This is a genomic window from Citrobacter sp. BDA59-3 (assembly GCF_015167655.1).
Lineage (GTDB): Bacteria > Pseudomonadota > Gammaproteobacteria > Enterobacterales > Enterobacteriaceae > Phytobacter > Phytobacter diazotrophicus.
Genome location: NZ_CP063427.1, coordinates 3,447,850 through 3,461,914, shown reverse-complemented (window position 1 = coordinate 3,461,914; position 14,065 = coordinate 3,447,850). Strand labels below are relative to the sequence as shown.

The 14,065-nt window shown below is 53.8% G+C and carries 17 protein-coding genes and 2 tRNA genes; 8 read left to right on the top strand and 11 right to left on the bottom strand.

Translation table 11 applies throughout. From position 1 onward, the window contains the following. Nucleotides 1-17: 17 nt before the first annotated feature. The 5 genes from IP582_RS16415 to IP582_RS16395 form a co-directional block, all read right to left on the bottom strand. Nucleotides 18-353: a gamma-glutamylcyclotransferase family protein gene (locus IP582_RS16415; protein WP_041851877.1), complete on the bottom strand. Its 336-nt coding sequence runs from the start codon at nt 351-353 to the stop codon at nt 18-20. 127 nt (nt 354-480) lie between these two features. Next, complete coding sequence (locus IP582_RS16410; RefSeq protein WP_193793827.1) at nt 481-771, bottom strand: DUF3601 domain-containing protein; 291 nt, start codon at nt 769-771, stop codon at nt 481-483. A 258-nt stretch (nt 772-1,029) separates the two neighbouring features. Next, the gene (locus tag IP582_RS16405; RefSeq protein WP_193793826.1) at nt 1,030-1,569 is read right to left on the bottom strand and encodes an ester cyclase; all 540 of its coding nucleotides are present in this window, start codon (nt 1,567-1,569) and stop codon (nt 1,030-1,032) included. A gap of 71 nt (nt 1,570-1,640) precedes the next feature. Then, complete coding sequence (locus tag IP582_RS16400) at nt 1,641-1,784, bottom strand: hypothetical protein (protein WP_193793825.1); 144 nt, start codon at nt 1,782-1,784, stop codon at nt 1,641-1,643. 84 nt (nt 1,785-1,868) lie between these two features. Continuing rightward, on the bottom strand, nt 1,869-2,978 hold the full coding sequence (locus IP582_RS16395) for an alkene reductase (RefSeq protein WP_193793824.1): 1,110 nt from the start codon (nt 2,976-2,978) through the stop codon (nt 1,869-1,871). A 100-nt stretch (nt 2,979-3,078) separates the two neighbouring features. Between IP582_RS16395 and IP582_RS16390 the strand changes: the two genes are divergently transcribed. The 3 genes from IP582_RS16390 to IP582_RS16380 all read left to right on the top strand — a co-directional run bounded on the left by IP582_RS16390 (nt 3,079) and on the right by IP582_RS16380 (nt 5,005). Continuing rightward, the gene (locus IP582_RS16390; RefSeq protein WP_107224095.1) at nt 3,079-3,990 is read left to right on the top strand and encodes a LysR family transcriptional regulator; all 912 of its coding nucleotides are present in this window, start codon (nt 3,079-3,081) and stop codon (nt 3,988-3,990) included. A 424-nt stretch (nt 3,991-4,414) separates the two neighbouring features. Further along, the gene (locus tag IP582_RS16385; RefSeq protein WP_041851870.1) at nt 4,415-4,672 is read left to right on the top strand and encodes an antitoxin; all 258 of its coding nucleotides are present in this window, start codon (nt 4,415-4,417) and stop codon (nt 4,670-4,672) included. Next, nucleotides 4,673-5,005 carry a type II toxin-antitoxin system PemK/MazF family toxin gene (locus IP582_RS16380; protein ID WP_107224096.1) on the top strand — a complete coding sequence of 111 codons (333 nt, stop codon included), beginning with the start codon at nt 4,673-4,675 and terminating at the stop codon, nt 5,003-5,005. It abuts the gene before it with no gap. Nucleotides 5,006-5,142: 137 nt separating this feature from the next. On the opposite strand, the gene IP582_RS16375 is transcribed toward IP582_RS16380, so the two are convergent. Continuing rightward, nucleotides 5,143-5,218: transfer RNA gene (locus IP582_RS16375), tRNA-Asn, on the bottom strand. Between the two features lie 6 nt (nt 5,219-5,224). On the opposite strand from IP582_RS16375, the gene IP582_RS25575 reads away from it, so the two are divergent. From IP582_RS25575 to IP582_RS16365, 3 genes are all read left to right on the top strand, one after another. After that, nucleotides 5,225-5,317: a DUF5951 family protein gene (locus tag IP582_RS25575; RefSeq protein WP_222556193.1), complete on the top strand. Its 93-nt coding sequence runs from the start codon at nt 5,225-5,227 to the stop codon at nt 5,315-5,317. A gap of 88 nt (nt 5,318-5,405) precedes the next feature. Continuing rightward, nucleotides 5,406-6,839, top strand: a complete 1,434-nt coding sequence (locus IP582_RS16370; RefSeq protein ID WP_107224097.1) for an EmmdR/YeeO family multidrug/toxin efflux MATE transporter — start codon at nt 5,406-5,408, stop codon at nt 6,837-6,839. Nucleotides 6,840-6,950: 111 nt separating this feature from the next. Continuing rightward, nucleotides 6,951-7,026, top strand: a tRNA-Asn gene (locus IP582_RS16365). A 66-nt stretch (nt 7,027-7,092) separates the two neighbouring features. On the opposite strand, the gene IP582_RS16360 is transcribed toward IP582_RS16365, so the two are convergent. The 5 genes from IP582_RS16360 to IP582_RS16340 form a co-directional block, all read right to left on the bottom strand. Continuing rightward, nucleotides 7,093-8,004, bottom strand: coding sequence for a carbohydrate ABC transporter permease (locus IP582_RS16360; RefSeq protein WP_107224098.1), 912 nt, complete (start codon nt 8,002-8,004; stop codon nt 7,093-7,095). An 18-nt stretch (nt 8,005-8,022) separates the two neighbouring features. Next, the gene (locus tag IP582_RS16355; RefSeq protein ID WP_071196351.1) at nt 8,023-9,297 is read right to left on the bottom strand and encodes an extracellular solute-binding protein; all 1,275 of its coding nucleotides are present in this window, start codon (nt 9,295-9,297) and stop codon (nt 8,023-8,025) included. Nucleotides 9,298-9,362: 65 nt separating this feature from the next. After that, on the bottom strand, nt 9,363-10,163 hold the full coding sequence (locus tag IP582_RS16350; RefSeq protein ID WP_079496379.1) for a carbohydrate ABC transporter permease: 801 nt from the start codon (nt 10,161-10,163) through the stop codon (nt 9,363-9,365). A gap of 9 nt (nt 10,164-10,172) precedes the next feature. Beyond that, nucleotides 10,173-11,309 (bottom strand): ABC transporter ATP-binding protein, encoded by a 1,137-nt coding sequence (locus IP582_RS16345; protein WP_193793823.1) that lies wholly within the window; start codon nt 11,307-11,309, stop codon nt 10,173-10,175. Nucleotides 11,310-11,408: 99 nt separating this feature from the next. Further along, on the bottom strand, nt 11,409-12,209 hold the full coding sequence (locus IP582_RS16340; RefSeq protein ID WP_193793822.1) for an SDR family NAD(P)-dependent oxidoreductase: 801 nt from the start codon (nt 12,207-12,209) through the stop codon (nt 11,409-11,411). A gap of 144 nt (nt 12,210-12,353) precedes the next feature. Between IP582_RS16340 and IP582_RS16335 the strand changes: the two genes are divergently transcribed. Together IP582_RS16335 and IP582_RS16330 are read left to right on the top strand one after the other, a co-directional pair. Beyond that, complete coding sequence (locus tag IP582_RS16335; protein WP_193793821.1) at nt 12,354-13,211, top strand: DeoR/GlpR family DNA-binding transcription regulator; 858 nt, start codon at nt 12,354-12,356, stop codon at nt 13,209-13,211. Between the two features lie 42 nt (nt 13,212-13,253). Then, nucleotides 13,254-14,054, top strand: a complete 801-nt coding sequence (locus IP582_RS16330; RefSeq protein WP_108701022.1) for a BtpA/SgcQ family protein — start codon at nt 13,254-13,256, stop codon at nt 14,052-14,054. Nucleotides 14,055-14,065: the final 11 nt, after the last annotated feature.

The window sequence follows — 14,065 nt, the reverse complement described above, 5'->3', positions numbered from 1 at the left end:
CGTTACATTCACATCGCTTACGGCTGCGTTTGCGGTTGTAGCTGATAAATCCATGCGCTGAGCTGCTCGCCATTTGTGGTGATGACGTCAACCTCAACGCGATCGTAGCCATCTTCAAATTCATCCAGCATTGGCCAGTGCGCCTCAAGATTATCTGAGGTAAACAGGTAACCCTGAACCTGCGGCCCGTTTTTGTGTAACACAATCCCCGGAAAATCCGCTGCTGCACCCCAGCCGCGTTCATAAAACGTGCCCGTCACATAACCCGGCAGCCATTCACCACCAATGTTTTCCAGAATATAAGCATTAGAGTGACCCGGACGTAGTGTCCCGTAGACAAACAAGCGTTCCATTTTCCCTCGTTAGCTGACGCAATATTGCCCCTCAATGGGGGAAGAAATGTCTTCAAAATAAGAGGTTATCACGTGCGTCGCAACCCGTTCTTCATCGCGTTTTATTATCACTGTCCGGCGCGACGTATCACCAGAACTGCCACCACGGGTTATGTTCAACAAAATACTGGTCGAGATGTTCAGTGATATAGCTTTGTTCCTCCGGGATAGCCTGTAATCTCACCTGCACGACCTTTCCTTTGATTTTGAAAAACAGCGACAGTCCACTTTCATACGCCAAAAAACTGGAACCAACAAACTTCCAGACTTCACCTTCAAAACGGGTGACTCCGTCGTAATCGACGAAGGTTTTCGCCACCTTATAATATTTACCGGCAACGAGGTGTGCGTAGGCTTGTTTGAGCTGGCGGGTGTCCATGTGGTGGGTTCCTTTGCTTGACGTTGGCAATAATAGGCGAGAAGAGAGGAATGATCATTGGCGGGGTCGAATAAATGGTTGTATGCGCAAAATGTCTGGATGTTATCCGGGAGCGAAGAATTGAGCAGAGCGTGAACCTCTGCCCTTTGTTTGTAGACACCCTCCCGGAGTGTCAGCGTGCAGATGCCAGGAATGGATATTGAAATATTTCAACCCTTGCCAAACTGCCTGACAATATCACCGCTCCGGGCAACCATTTTATAACACGCCCAGTTGTTTCATCAGGGTCAGGTTATCTTCAAGATGCCAGTTCGCAATGATTTTATTATTCCTGACCTGGTAGATATCCGTCGCGATAAAATCAACCTGCTGACCTTTACCTTTCAATTTGCCGAAGGTTCCCGTGAAATGCCCGCGAAAATGAAGGTGCGATACCACGCGATCGCCTGCAATGATCATCTGCTCAACCTCGCAACTCAGATCCGGGACGGCGGTACGGAAGGCACGTGAGGCCAGAAGCGCGCCTTCTGGTCCCTGTTTGCGCCCCTCGGGCGGTGTCTTATCGACAAAATTATCGGCCAATGCCTCACGGGCCAGGGCTTCATCGCCCGTATTCCAGAATGTTGCGTAACGTCTTGCGACAGTTTCAAGCATCGCCACGTGTGCGGAAGATAACTGGCTTTCCGCAATCAATTCATGGGGTTTTACCAGTTCAAGCGGTGCAGAAAACACAGCGCTGGACATGGGTAGAAGCATAAGTGCCGCCAGTCGTGGAGGATAAAGCGTCAACTTTTTCATAAAAATGTCCTTTTTGTTGCCTAAGAGAAACAGGTGACTCGGGCGCATTTCAGCCGCCTGTGGGTGTAACGTCAGGATGAGTTAATCAGCGCGCCGCCTTCGATATCCAACAGGGTTCCGGTGACAAACGGATTGTCCATAACAAACAGATAGCTTTTGCGATGTCCCTGGCCTGCATCCGCTTTCCGCTGTCCCGTCCTGCAAGGATTAGGCATTCTCCCTGTTCAGCGAGAGCGTCAGCCACGGCAAAACAAATGCCGGAAGCTCCGCCGATGATTACTGTTTTTTTCACCGTCCTGTTACGCCTCGTCAGTTTTATAAAATGGGTAATCGGTATAGCCTGCGCTGTTTCCACCAAAAAGCGTGGCGGGATCGCTTATGGTCGCTAATGGAAGGTTATTCCTGAGCCGGTACGGCAGGTCAGGGTTGGCAATGAACGGACGGCCAAAGGCAAACAGGTCGGCCAGCCCCGCCTTAAGGAGTTTGTCCACTTTGTTCTGGGTATAATTTCCAGCGACAATAAGGGTACCGCTAAAGGTGGCGCGTAAAGTTTCACGAAAATCAGCAGGTACCTGTGGGGCATCGTCCCAGTCAGCCTCTGCCAGGTGGATATAGGCGATACCTTTCTTTTCACACCATGCAGCCAGCGCGAGTATCGCCTCAGTCACCTGCGGGTCGTTCATTCCGCGCTGGGTGATGAATGGGGAAAGGCGTATGCCCGTGCGCGTATTGCCGATGGCGTCGCTGATGGCATCCAGCACCTCCTGCGCAAAACGGATCCGGTTAGCCAGGCTGCCGCCGTACTCATCGGTACGTTTGTTCGATGTCCGGCGAAGAAACTGATCGATCAGGTAACCATTACCGCCATGTACCTCAACACCATCAAATCCGGCGTTAATAGCGTTTAATGCGGCCTGCCGATAATCAGCAATAATCTGCTGAATATCGGTATGCTCAAGCGCCCGCGGCTGCGGGCAGTCAACCATATGTCCTTTCCCCTGCTCATCAACAACCCATACCTGAGCATCGGGCGCGAGTGCAGACGGCGCGACAGGTTTGCCATCCTCATGGAAACCCGCATATGACATGCGCCCAACGTGCCAGAGCTGGGAAAAGATAATCCCTCCGGCACGGTGAACGGCTTCTGTGCTCAATCGCCATCCTTCAACTTGTTCAGCGGAGTGCAGGCCTGGTGTCCAGGAGTATCCCTGGCCCTGAGGTGAAATCTGCGTGGCTTCGGTAATGATCAAACCCGCGCTGGCGCGCTGCTGGTAATACGCCGCCATTAATGCGGAAGGAACGTTTCCCGGCTGTAACGCCCGCGCCCGGGTCATTGGTGCCATTACGATCCGGTTTTTCAGGCTCAGAGCCTTTAAGTGGTAGCTGTCAAAAAGTGTCCGATTTTGCATTTTCTGTCCCCCGTAATGAATCTGTGAAAATACTTTACGTGGTGAGAGATATTTTGATAATGGCATTAAAATATGATTGTCTTTTCAGGATTTCTGAATAATGGGAAAGCTCGAAGATATGGCACTGCTGGTTGCAGTGGTGGAGGCTGGTGGGCTTTCAGCCGCTGGTCGCCGTATGGGGCTCTCAGCGGCCACCATGACCGCCAGACTAAAGGCGATTGAAGAGCGTTATCAGACCCGGCTATTCCACCGTTCCACCCGCGCCATTACGATGACGCGTGCCGGTGAGGAGTTCTATCACGCTGCACTACGTGTACTGGAGGAAATGAACCACGCGGAGTCGCTGCTTACCCAAAAAGAAGGGGTGCTCAGCGGTAATATCCGCATTTCGGCCCCCTCTGATTTTGGCCGACAGTACCTCAGCCCGGCGCTGCTCGATTTTTCCCGCCAGCATCCGGCAGTGAAATGCTCGGTGTACCTGGGCGAAAATGTCGAAGATTTGGTCGCCAACCGTCTGGATATGAGCATTCGCTTCGGAAACCTGCCAGACAGCAGCCTGGTCGTCAGAAATATCCGCCCGAATCATAGGGTACTGGTCGCCTCAGCCAATTATCTCCGGGCAGCAGGCACACCCAATACCATTGAGGACTTACACCGCCACCGATGCCTGGCCCTGGAACTGCGTGGCATGGTCATGAACGAATGGCGTTTTGAGCATGATGGTAAACAGAGCGCATTACGTTTTACCCCAGCCATGGTGTGCGACGATGGTGCGCTACTCCGCCAGTGGGTATTGGCTGATGCGGGTATTGCCAGCAAATCATGGTGGGATGTAAAGCGTGATGTGGAGCAGGGCAGGCTGCAACTGCTGTTTGCGGAAAGTTTTATTGGCTTTAGCCGTTTTGATAAAAAAAATGTCGGCCTGCAATTTGTCTATCCGCAGCGACGGCTTCAGCCGCTGCCGGTTACCGCCTTCACTCAGTTCTTCATTGACTGGCTGGAAAATGAGTAGAAGTCTATGACCTGCTGCTCGTTTTTTTTGTACGCCGTTGCGTTAGTGATATGCGCCCGAAAAAATCTGGACTTCACGCTATCGCTGATATCTCTCCGGCGCAGCCCGGATATGGAAACTGCGCCGCAATTTGATTATCTAATTCGTCAAAATCCTTTGAACCGTATAACCCATTTTCTACTATCGGACATGTTTAATGCGCGCCGCAATACTGCGTGAACGACATGCTCTATGACGTGAGAAAAACGGGGAGATTGCCTTTTCTTATCGGCAACGCTGCTGTCTTTGAAAACAGCCGCAACGATCACGCTATGGATTATCGGGCTTCGCAAGGGTAAGGACACCAGCCACCATGAATTTGACTAAAAATTGCACACATGCAGCCTCTGATGTTATATTAAAATATAATATTTGGAGGTGTTCTATGTATATCGCTCGCCTTAAAAAGGTTGGAGGATCCGTCATGCTGGCGGTTCCTCCTGCCGTATTGAAAACCCTGGGGCTGTCGACGGATAGCGAAGTGGGTATGACCATTGAGAATGGTTGCCTGATTATTGAACCCCAGAAACGGCCACATTACTCGCTTGAGGAATTGCTGGCGCAGTGTGATCCGCACGCCGAAATCAGCGAAGAGGATCGGCAATGGATTGATGCGCCTGCGGCGGGCAAGGAACTTCTGTAAATGGACAGAGGGGAAATCTGGCTCGTTTCACTGGATCCGACCACCGGGCATGAACAAAGCGGAAAACGTCCAGTGCTTATCGTTTCTCCCGCGTCATTTAATGCACTCACCCGTTTGCCCGTTGTTGTTCCGGTCACCAGTGGCGGAAACTTTGCCCGAGCGGCGGGTTTTGCCGTCTCACTGGACGGTGCGGGAACGAAAACCACGGGTGTGATTCGCTGCGATCAGCCCAGAACCATTGATATGGACGCCCGAAACGGCAAGCGTCTGGAACGTATACCCGATGCTGTCGTGAATGAAGTGCTGGCCCGACTGGAAGCCATTCTGAGTTGAGATTTTGCGGCAAGGCAGGGAAGTTTGGTGAGCGTTACATCATCGAAGCGAAATGCCCAAAGCCCGACGCTCGGTACAGAAGAAATATCAGGGACCAAAAAAGCAAAAAGCCTGCTCGTAAGCAGGCTTCTTAAATTTGGCTCCTCTGACTGGACTCGAACCAGTGACATACGGATTAACAGTCCGCCGTTCTACCGACTGAACTACAGAGGAATCGGTGTGGAGTCGTATCTTAGCGGCGAAAAAACTTTTGTCAAACCTGATTTCAGGCGGTTTTGTGCAACTGCCGCAAATCACGGCAGTTTGCTGTAATTAACAACAATTTTTTGGAAATGCTTTGCAGGATCACGAATTCTACCCCATCATTTGAAATGAAGTTTCATCTTTCTCACTAAGGTCAATTTTGAACGTCGTCGCCCCGATACGCCAGGCTATCATGCGCACGCCATGGTACGCCAAACGCAAGAGCTACAAGGTCCTGTTCTGGCGCGAAATCACGCCGCTCGCCATCCCTATCTTCCTCGAAAACACCTGCGTCCTGTTAATGGGTGTGCTCAGTACCTTCCTTGTCAGTTGGCTCGGTAAAGAAGCCATGGCGGGAGTGGGGCTGGCCGACAGCTTTAACATGGTCATCATGTCGTTTTTCGCCGCGATTGACCTCGGAACCACCGTTGTTGTGGCATTCAGCCTCGGCAAGCTCGATAAAAAGCGGGCGAGGGCGGCAGCGCGGCAGTCGCTGGTGATCATGACCCTGTTCTCTATTATTCTGGCGGCGGTTATTCACTACTTCGGCACGCAAATCATCGACTTTATCGCCGGGGCGGCCACGCCGGAGGTCAAAGCGCTGGCGCTGACCTATCTGGAACTCACCGTGCTGAGTTATCCGGCGGCGGCTATCGCGCTCATCGGTAGCGGCGCGCTGCGTGGGGCCGGGAACACCAAAATTCCACTGTTGATAAACGGCGGGATGAACATCCTCAACATCATTATCAGTAGCATCCTGATTTACGGCGCGTTCTCCTGGCCGGGGCTGGGTTTTGCCGGTGCCGGGCTGGGGCTCACTATTGCCCGTTATATCGGCGCGATTGCCATTATCTGGGTGCTGATGATTGGCTTTAACCCGGCGTTGCGCATCCCGCTGAAAAGCTATTTCAAGCCGCTGAACTTCGCCATTATCTGGGAAGTGATGGGGATTGGTATTCCGGCGAGTATCGAGTCGGTGCTGTTTAACGGCGGGAAATTGCTGACACAAATGTTTGTCGCCGGGATGGGGACCAACGTTATCGCCGGTAACTTTATTGCCTTCTCCGTCGCCGCGCTGATTAACCTGCCCGGTAACGCCCTGGGCTCGGCGTCGACCATTATTACCGGTAAGCGACTGGGCAAGGGGCAACGCAGCCAGGCCGAACGACAGCTACGCCATGTGTTCTGGCTGTCGACCATTATATTGACGCTTATCGCGTGGGGCACGGCGCCTTTCGCCGGGCTGCTGGCGTCGTTCTATACCCATGAAGAAGATGTAAAAGAGGTGGTCAAGACGCTTCTCTGGCTGAACGCCGCGTTTATGCCGATCTGGGCCGCTTCCTGGGTGCTGCCTGCGGGGCAGAAAGGGGCGCGCGATGCCCGTTTCGCCATGTGGGTGTCGATGCTCGGTATGTGGGGTTGTCGCGTGGTGGCGGGCTATACGCTCGGGATTATGCTCGGTATGGGCGTCGTCGGCGTTTGGCTTGGGATGGTGCTCGACTGGGCGGTGCGAGGAGCGCTCTTTTACTGGCGAATGGTGAGCGGCCGTTGGCTGTGGAAATACCCAAAAGTACCGCGAGATCACACGTAACCGCTTCATTTTCCCGCAGAGTGGAGAATAAATCGGCAAACGGACATTTTTGTGAAAACAGCCTTTGACAAGGGCAGGAGGCCTCGTTAATATGCGCCTCGTTCACACGATTCCTCTGTAGTTCAGTCGGTAGAACGGCGGACTGTTAATCCGTATGTCACTGGTTCGAGTCCAGTCAGAGGAGCCAAATTTGAAAACCCGCGTAAGGCAACTTAAGCGGGTTTTTGCTTTTCTGATACTTTCCACTTCGCGTTTATCTGCGCCGTTCCAGCAGCACAAAATAGACGATGGTCATCGCCAGCACAATTAACAACAAAATCAGCGCGGCGGCGGCCCCTTCGTTGAGCGACAGCCCCAGAAACGCCCGGCGATAGGCAAAGAAGCTCAGCACTTCGGTGGCATTCCCCGGCCCGCCACGGGTCAGGATATAGGGCAGGTCGTAGGTGCGAAGTTCGTTAATTAACTGAATCACAATCGCAATTGCCGAAACCGGGCGCAGCATCGGCAGGGTGATATACCAGAACTGCTGCAAGCTATTTGCACCGTCAATTTCGGCGGCCTCGTACGGGTCTTTAGGCAGCGACGCCAGCCCCGCAGCGAGGATCAGCACCACAAATGACATCTGCTGCCAGACATCAATAAACACCATGCTCCAGAACGCCAGCGTAGGGTTACCCAGCCAGTCGACGCCCGGCAGGCCAACGCTTTGCAGCATATGGTTGATAATCCCAAGGTTCGGTTGCAGCAACATACGCCAGATCAGCGCCACGCTCACCGGCGACATCGCCATCGGAATGGTCAGTAACGCGAAATAGACCGGGCGGGTTTTCACCACCCGGTTTAGCATCAGGGCGATACCCAGCCCGACAATAAACTCACCGGTTACCGTCAATAATGAGTAACGGATAGTCAGCCAGGCAGAGTGCCAGAAGGTATCGCTGCTCAGCACGCTGATAAAATTGTCCAGCCCTGCAAAAGGGAAGATCTCCGCATGCATCAGCGTATAGGACGAAAAAGCCAGTACAACGGAATAGATAACAGGGAAGCCGAGCACAATCGCCAGAGCCAGCAACCCAGGCAGGGCGAATGCCCAGCCTGTCACCCGGAATCTGTCTATTGTTAAACGGTACTTCGGTTTCACGCTAAATTCCTCAGCTAAAGCCATCTGCCGGCCCCCTTTGTCTTATTTCACCAGCAACTTATCCAATTGATCGGATGCATTTTTCAGCGACTTGTCGACGGTATTTTCGCCACTCGCCAGCAGGGACAATTGTGTCCCCAGAACATCTTCATACTGAGCGGAATAGGAGAAGACCGGGAAGGACTTACCGGACGCCACAATATTCAGAGCGTCTTTATAGTAAGGATACTTTTTCAGTACCTCGGCGTTTTCATAGACATCGGAACGAACAGGCGCGTGCCCCTGCAATGCGCGTGCTGTAGTGACCTCTTTACTCTGCACCCACTGAATAAAGGTCCAGGCGGCCTGTTTCTCTTTATCTGAGACGTTTTTCGGAATGCCCCAACCCCAGCCGCCGCTCTCCCCGTGACCACCAGGAACGGTTGTCAGCGCGAGTTTACCGGCTACGGCAGGGCAGGCGGTGGCATTATCCAGTTGCGGCAGCATCCACCAATAGGTCAACATACTGAACGCTTTACCGCTGCACATCAGACGCACGGTATCGTCGAGGGTGGCGGAAAGCGCACCGGTTTGCGCGGCATTCTTGATGGCATCCGCATACAGCGTCATCGCTTTGTTCCCCGCCGGGCTGTTCAGTGCGGATTTACCTTTGTCGTCTACGTAAGCGCCGCCGCTGGAGAACAGGTAATTCGAGAACTCCATGCTGTTCGGGTCGCCGCGCTGCCCTTGCATAGCCGCCCCGGCCATATCACTGTTCTTCTTGATAAATTTGGCAAGCGTAACGTACTCTTCCAGGGTTTTGGGCTGCTCAAGCGGTTTTTTAAACTCGGCCTGATAGGCGCTCTTTATTTTCTCATCCTGCAACACATCCGTGCGGTAAATCAGCCCCATGGAATAGTTGTACATCGGGATCAGCGTGGTTTTATTGGGCGTCACATTAATGAGCGACACGGTGGCCGGAATAAAGGCCGACATATCAAAGTTAGATTTTTTCACATCCGGCGTGAGATCAGTCAGCCAGCCGGCTTTACTGAATTCCCCCGCCCACAGAAAATCCACTTCCAGCAGGTTGTAATAGCTCTGCGACTGAATCAGTTGCGATACCAGCTTGTCATGCATATCGCCGTAACCGATTTTTTCGAACTGCACTTTGATGTGGTACTGCTTCTCAAAATCAGGCAGCATTTTTTCAATGATTTTCGTTTCCGGAACATCTTCCATCAACGCACGCAGCACAACATCTTCCGCCCGAACGGACGCCGAAAGGCTAAGGACTATCAGACCCGATAACAATGTGACTTTCTTACGATTCAACATAATTAACTCCTGGAGAAGGTGCCGGAGTGTTAACGGCGACAATTTTCTGTCTGGATGGCATGACTTTACTTAACACCGCCGAAGGTGAGACCTTTGACGATGTAACGCTGAATAAAATGTGAGGCGACCATCAATGGCAGCACTGCCAGCACAATGCCTGCCGAAACCTTGCCAATCTGTACACCGTTCGAGGTCTGTAGCGCGGCAAGCGACACCGGGACCGTGGCGGTCTCCGGCCCGCTAAGCACCAGGGCAAAAAGAAACTCATTCCACGACAGGATGAAGCCCAGCACGGCGGAGGCCGCAAGACCCGGCAGCGACACGGGCAGCACCACATGCCAGAACGCGCCCCAGGCGGTAGCGCCGTCGGTCATCGCGGCCCACTCCAGATCCACCGGGATCCCTTCGAAAAAGCCCATCAGGATCCAGGTCAGAAACGGCAGGTTTAACGCGGCATAGACCAGCGTCAGTCCGAAGAGCGAGTTGGTCAGCCCAACGGTTCGCAGCATGGCAAAGGCGGGTAACACAAGCGCTACCGCTGGCAGCATCTGGGTCGCCAGCATAATAAAGCGCGCCGCTTTACCGCCCGTTTTAAAGCGGGCAAAGGCATAGCCGGTGGCGGCGGCAAACGGCAGGGCGAGGACAACCGACCCGGTGGCGACAATCAGGCTATTGGCGTAATGACGTAAAAAACCGTTGTTCTCAATCAGAGAACGGAAATTTTCCGCGGAAAACTGCGGGAAAATATCGCTGCTGTAGGCCATCGATTCCGGCACCAGACTGGTTCTCACAATCCACAGCACCGGCAGTAAAATTGAAAGACAGGCCAGCACCAGCCCGGTATGCAATCCAATTTTTCGTAGCATGTTCGCTCCTCACGCGCCTGGGGTGTCAGCGTTGTCCGGTGTTTTACGGCGCTCAACCACATCTCCGCTGCCGGGGTGAAACAGATGCAGTGAGTTGGGATCCAGCCAGATGCTGAGCGTCTGGCCCACCTTCGGGTGCGTATGGTGATCAAGGCGGATCACCACTGGCACTTTACCGAGCGTGCCGCTGACAATGTTTTCCGCGCCCAGCGCTTCCACCCCGCTGACGGCAATTTCCAGCGGGAGCCAGTCTGGTCTGCGTGGGTGGGCGTGAAAATCTTCCGGTCGCACGCCGAGGGTCATCTGTTTTCCCGCCAGGCTTTGATAGTCGGCGGCCATCCAGCCCGGCACCGGGAGCTGTGGGCCATCGGACAGTTGCAGGCTGACATCCATGCCCGTCCGTTGCACAAGACAGGGAAGAAGGTTGATGGACGGAGAGGAGAGAAAACGGGCAACAAACGTATTTACCGGGTAGTTATAGACTTCCAGCGGAGTCCCGCACTGGATCAAATGGCCATCACGCATGATGCAAATGCGATCCGCCATCGTCATGGCCTCTACCTGGTCATGGGTGACGTAGACCATGGTTTTGCCCAGCCGACGATGAAGCTTGATCAGCTCACTACGCATCTCGCCGCGCAACTGCGCATCAAGGTTTGAGAGGGGTTCATCTAACAAAAAGGCCTGCGGCTCACGCACGATAGCGCGGCCCAGGGCGACGCGCTGGCGCTGCCCGCCGGAAAGCGCGGCCGGTTTACGGTGTAATAATTTATCCAGCCCCAGCATTGCAGCGCTCTCGGCCACTTTACTGTTGATGACGTTGCCCGGCACGCCACGCATTTTCAGGCCGAAGGCCATGTTTTCGGCGACGGTCATGTGCGGGTAGAGCGCATAGCTCTGGAATACCACGGCGATATTGCGATCGCGCGGTGCCACATGACTCACGTCGCGCCCGTCGATTAATAATGTGCCATCGGTAATGCTTTCAAGTCCGGCAATCATGCGGAGTGTGGTGGACTTTCCGCAGCCGGAAGGGCCAAGGAAGATAACAAATTCACCATCCCGGATGTGCAAATTCACATTACGGACGCTGTGCTGATTGCCGTTGTAGGATTTCGACACGTTCCGTAATTCAATGGAGGCCATATTGGGTTACCTCTGTTACGTGTTGCCCGTCCTGGGACTGGTGACATCCATGTTCGGTTTTGTTCGAAATGAAGCAGCTTTGTTCACAATGGCGTGTTGTCAGCCCGTATACACCCCGCCAGTCACGTTGACGCCCTGACCTGTCATAAAACGGGCGGCGTCGGAACTCAAAAAGGCCACCACTTCGGCGACATCTTCGGGCGTTTCCAGGCGGCCAAGCGGCGTCTGGCGAATGTAATCATCAATGACCTGTTCAGGCGTCATGCCGCGCAGTTGTGCTTCCCACTGTACTTCACGGCTCTGCATGCCGGTTTTAACGAAACCCGGACAGACGGCATTCACGCGGATCCCGTCAGCGGCCAGTTCCCGTGCCAGCGCCTGAGTCCAGCCGAGGACGGCAAACTTACTGGCGGAGTAGTGGGCCAGCAGCGGCGCGCCAACTTTGGCGGCGAGCGACGCTGTGTTCACGATAGTACCGGATTTACGCGCCACAAATTTGCGTGCGGCAATCTGATTAGTAAGAAAAATACCCCTGGTGTTGACGTCAAAATTAAAATCCCACTCATCATCTGTTATCGCCAGGGCTTTTTGCATCGTTGATACGCCCGCGTTGGCGATCAGCAGATCATAGTCCCCCAGCGTTTTCTCTACCCAGCCAAAGCCTTCTTCAACGGACGCACGTAAACGAACATCCAGATGAAACGCCACCGTGTTCGCGCCGAGTTCGGTTGCCGCTGCCCAGGCGGCTTCTTCGTTGATGTCTCCAATAGCGACCCGCATGCCCTGGCGAATCAGATTGCGGGCGATGGCATAACCAATACCCGTAGCGCCGCCGGTAACAATCGCCACTTTACCTTGCAGGTCCGGATAGTGTCCGGACGTCAAATGTGATGTGTGCATGTTCTTTTCCCCTGTGTTGATGATTATTTTTTACACCAATATAACGAACACAACAAAACATATTTCTTATGATAAAAACAATTGCGATCACAAATTTTGTTTTGTATGTTTGTTTTTGTTAACTTCAATGTTCGGAGTCAGCCGATGACGCACAACGACGCTCTGCCTTTTCAGCCTGACGCCCCCGGATCCGGTGCGCGTTTACGCCGTTCGGCTGCGTCGCGTCAGAGTGAAGTCATGCAACTGCTGGTTCAGCAAGGTGCGGTGTCTGTGCCGGATCTGGCCGCGAAGTTTGCCGTTTCCGAAATGACTATCCGTCGTGATCTGATGGAGATGGAGCAGAAGGGCAGCCTCTGCCGTACGCATGGTGGGGCGGTTTTACCGCAGAGCGCAAGCGCAGTGGCGATTGACAAGGTGGAACCGAGTTTCGAGTCCCGCCTGTTGCAAAACCATGAGGCTAAGTTGCGCATCGCGGCGGCGGCGGCAGAGCTCGGCAAAAAATTTCGCACGCTGGCTCTGGATGTCGGCAGCACGACGTTTCTTGCCGCACGTTACCTCAGCCAGTGTTCACATTTGAAAATTTTTACGAACAGCCTTCGCGTGGCGCATGACATTGCCCCCGCGAAGGCCGAAATCTACCTTGCGGGCGGGCGGATGCGCCCGGATGAAATGTCGACCGGCGGCTCTGCGGCGCTACAGCAGTTTTCCAGCCTGTGGTTCGACATCACCTTTATTGGCGTCTCTGGTCTGACCGCCGAGGGAATTTATGACTACGCCTTTGAGGATGCGGAACTCAAACGTCTTTATCTCAACCGTTCCAGCCTGAAAGTGGTGCTGTGTGACGCCAGCAAGTTTCAACGAATGTCGCTGGTGCACCTCGCCACACTGAGGCAATTCGACATCCTGATCACTGAACAGGCGCCGCCGCCAGCCCTGTCGGCGATGCTTGAAGCGGCAAATATTGATGTGATCATCGCGCCTGCGTTGCCGAAAGACGCGTGATCGCTTTTTACCATGACATATCAGCCAACACCGGAGAAAGTTATGATCTTTGAATTTTTGGGTAATAAGAAAAAAGCGGTTATCGCAATGGCCCATATTGGCGCGCTGCCTGGCGCGCCGCTGTACGACGCTAAAGGTGGACTCAATAAGCTTATCGACGATGTGCTCAGTGATGTAGAGAAACTACAGGCAGGTGGAGTGGATGCGATTATGTTCGGCAACGAAAATGACCGTCCTTATGTGTTTAAAGCCTCGCTGGAAGGCGTCTCGGCCATGTCGGCTGTGGTACAGGCGGCGAAATCGGTACTGAAAGTGCCGTTCGGCGTGAACTACCTGTGGGATCCTAACGCCAGCGTCGCCATTGGTGCTGCCACCGGGGCGAGCTTCGTGCGTGAAATTTTCACCGGCGTGTTTGCCTCTGATATGGGGATCTGGGAGCCGGATTGTGCCAGCGCGTCTCGCCTGCGCCGCAACCTGGGCCGTGAAGACATGAAATTGCTCTTTAACATCAACGCCGAATTCGCCCATTCTCTGGATGCGCGCCCCATCGAATTGCGCGCGCGCAGCGCCATTTTCTCGTCACTGGCAGATGCCATTCTGGTGTCCGGACCGATCACCGGTGAACCGGCTGAACATTCTAATCTGCGCAAAGTCTGCGAAGCGGTAGAGGGCGTTCCGGTTTTTGCCAACACCGGCACCAACATCGATAACGTCACCGACATTCTGAGCATTGCCAGCGGTGTGGTCATCGGCACGCACTTTAAGGTCGATGGGCACACCTGGAATCAGGTCGACGGGGATCGGGTAAAACGCTTTATGGATGTGGTCGAAAAGCTGCGCTAAACATAACCCCT

Coding starts and splice junctions, on each gene's coding strand:
- IP582_RS16415 (WP_041851877.1), bottom strand. CDS start 353: ATGGAACGCTTGTTTGTCTACGGGACACTACGTCCGGGTCACTCTAAT.
- IP582_RS16385 (WP_041851870.1), top strand. CDS start 4,415: ATGTATATCGCTCGCCTTAAAAAGGTTGGAGGATCCGTCATGCTGGCG.
- IP582_RS16395 (WP_193793824.1), bottom strand. CDS start 2,978: ATGCAAAATCGGACACTTTTTGACAGCTACCACTTAAAGGCTCTGAGC.
- IP582_RS16340 (WP_193793822.1), bottom strand. CDS start 12,209: ATGCACACATCACATTTGACGTCCGGACACTATCCGGACCTGCAAGGT.
- IP582_RS16400 (WP_193793825.1), bottom strand. CDS start 1,784: ATGCCTAATCCTTGCAGGACGGGACAGCGGAAAGCGGATGCAGGCCAG.
- IP582_RS16410 (WP_193793827.1), bottom strand. CDS start 771: ATGGACACCCGCCAGCTCAAACAAGCCTACGCACACCTCGTTGCCGGT.
- IP582_RS16380 (WP_107224096.1), top strand. CDS start 4,673: ATGGACAGAGGGGAAATCTGGCTCGTTTCACTGGATCCGACCACCGGG.
- IP582_RS16405 (WP_193793826.1), bottom strand. CDS start 1,569: ATGAAAAAGTTGACGCTTTATCCTCCACGACTGGCGGCACTTATGCTT.
- IP582_RS16350 (WP_079496379.1), bottom strand. CDS start 10,163: ATGCTACGAAAAATTGGATTGCATACCGGGCTGGTGCTGGCCTGTCTT.
- IP582_RS16390 (WP_107224095.1), top strand. CDS start 3,079: ATGGGAAAGCTCGAAGATATGGCACTGCTGGTTGCAGTGGTGGAGGCT.
- IP582_RS16335 (WP_193793821.1), top strand. CDS start 12,354: ATGACGCACAACGACGCTCTGCCTTTTCAGCCTGACGCCCCCGGATCC.
- IP582_RS16330 (WP_108701022.1), top strand. CDS start 13,254: ATGATCTTTGAATTTTTGGGTAATAAGAAAAAAGCGGTTATCGCAATG.
- IP582_RS16345 (WP_193793823.1), bottom strand. CDS start 11,309: ATGGCCTCCATTGAATTACGGAACGTGTCGAAATCCTACAACGGCAAT.
- IP582_RS16355 (WP_071196351.1), bottom strand. CDS start 9,297: ATGTTGAATCGTAAGAAAGTCACATTGTTATCGGGTCTGATAGTCCTT.
- IP582_RS16360 (WP_107224098.1), bottom strand. CDS start 8,004: ATGGCTTTAGCTGAGGAATTTAGCGTGAAACCGAAGTACCGTTTAACA.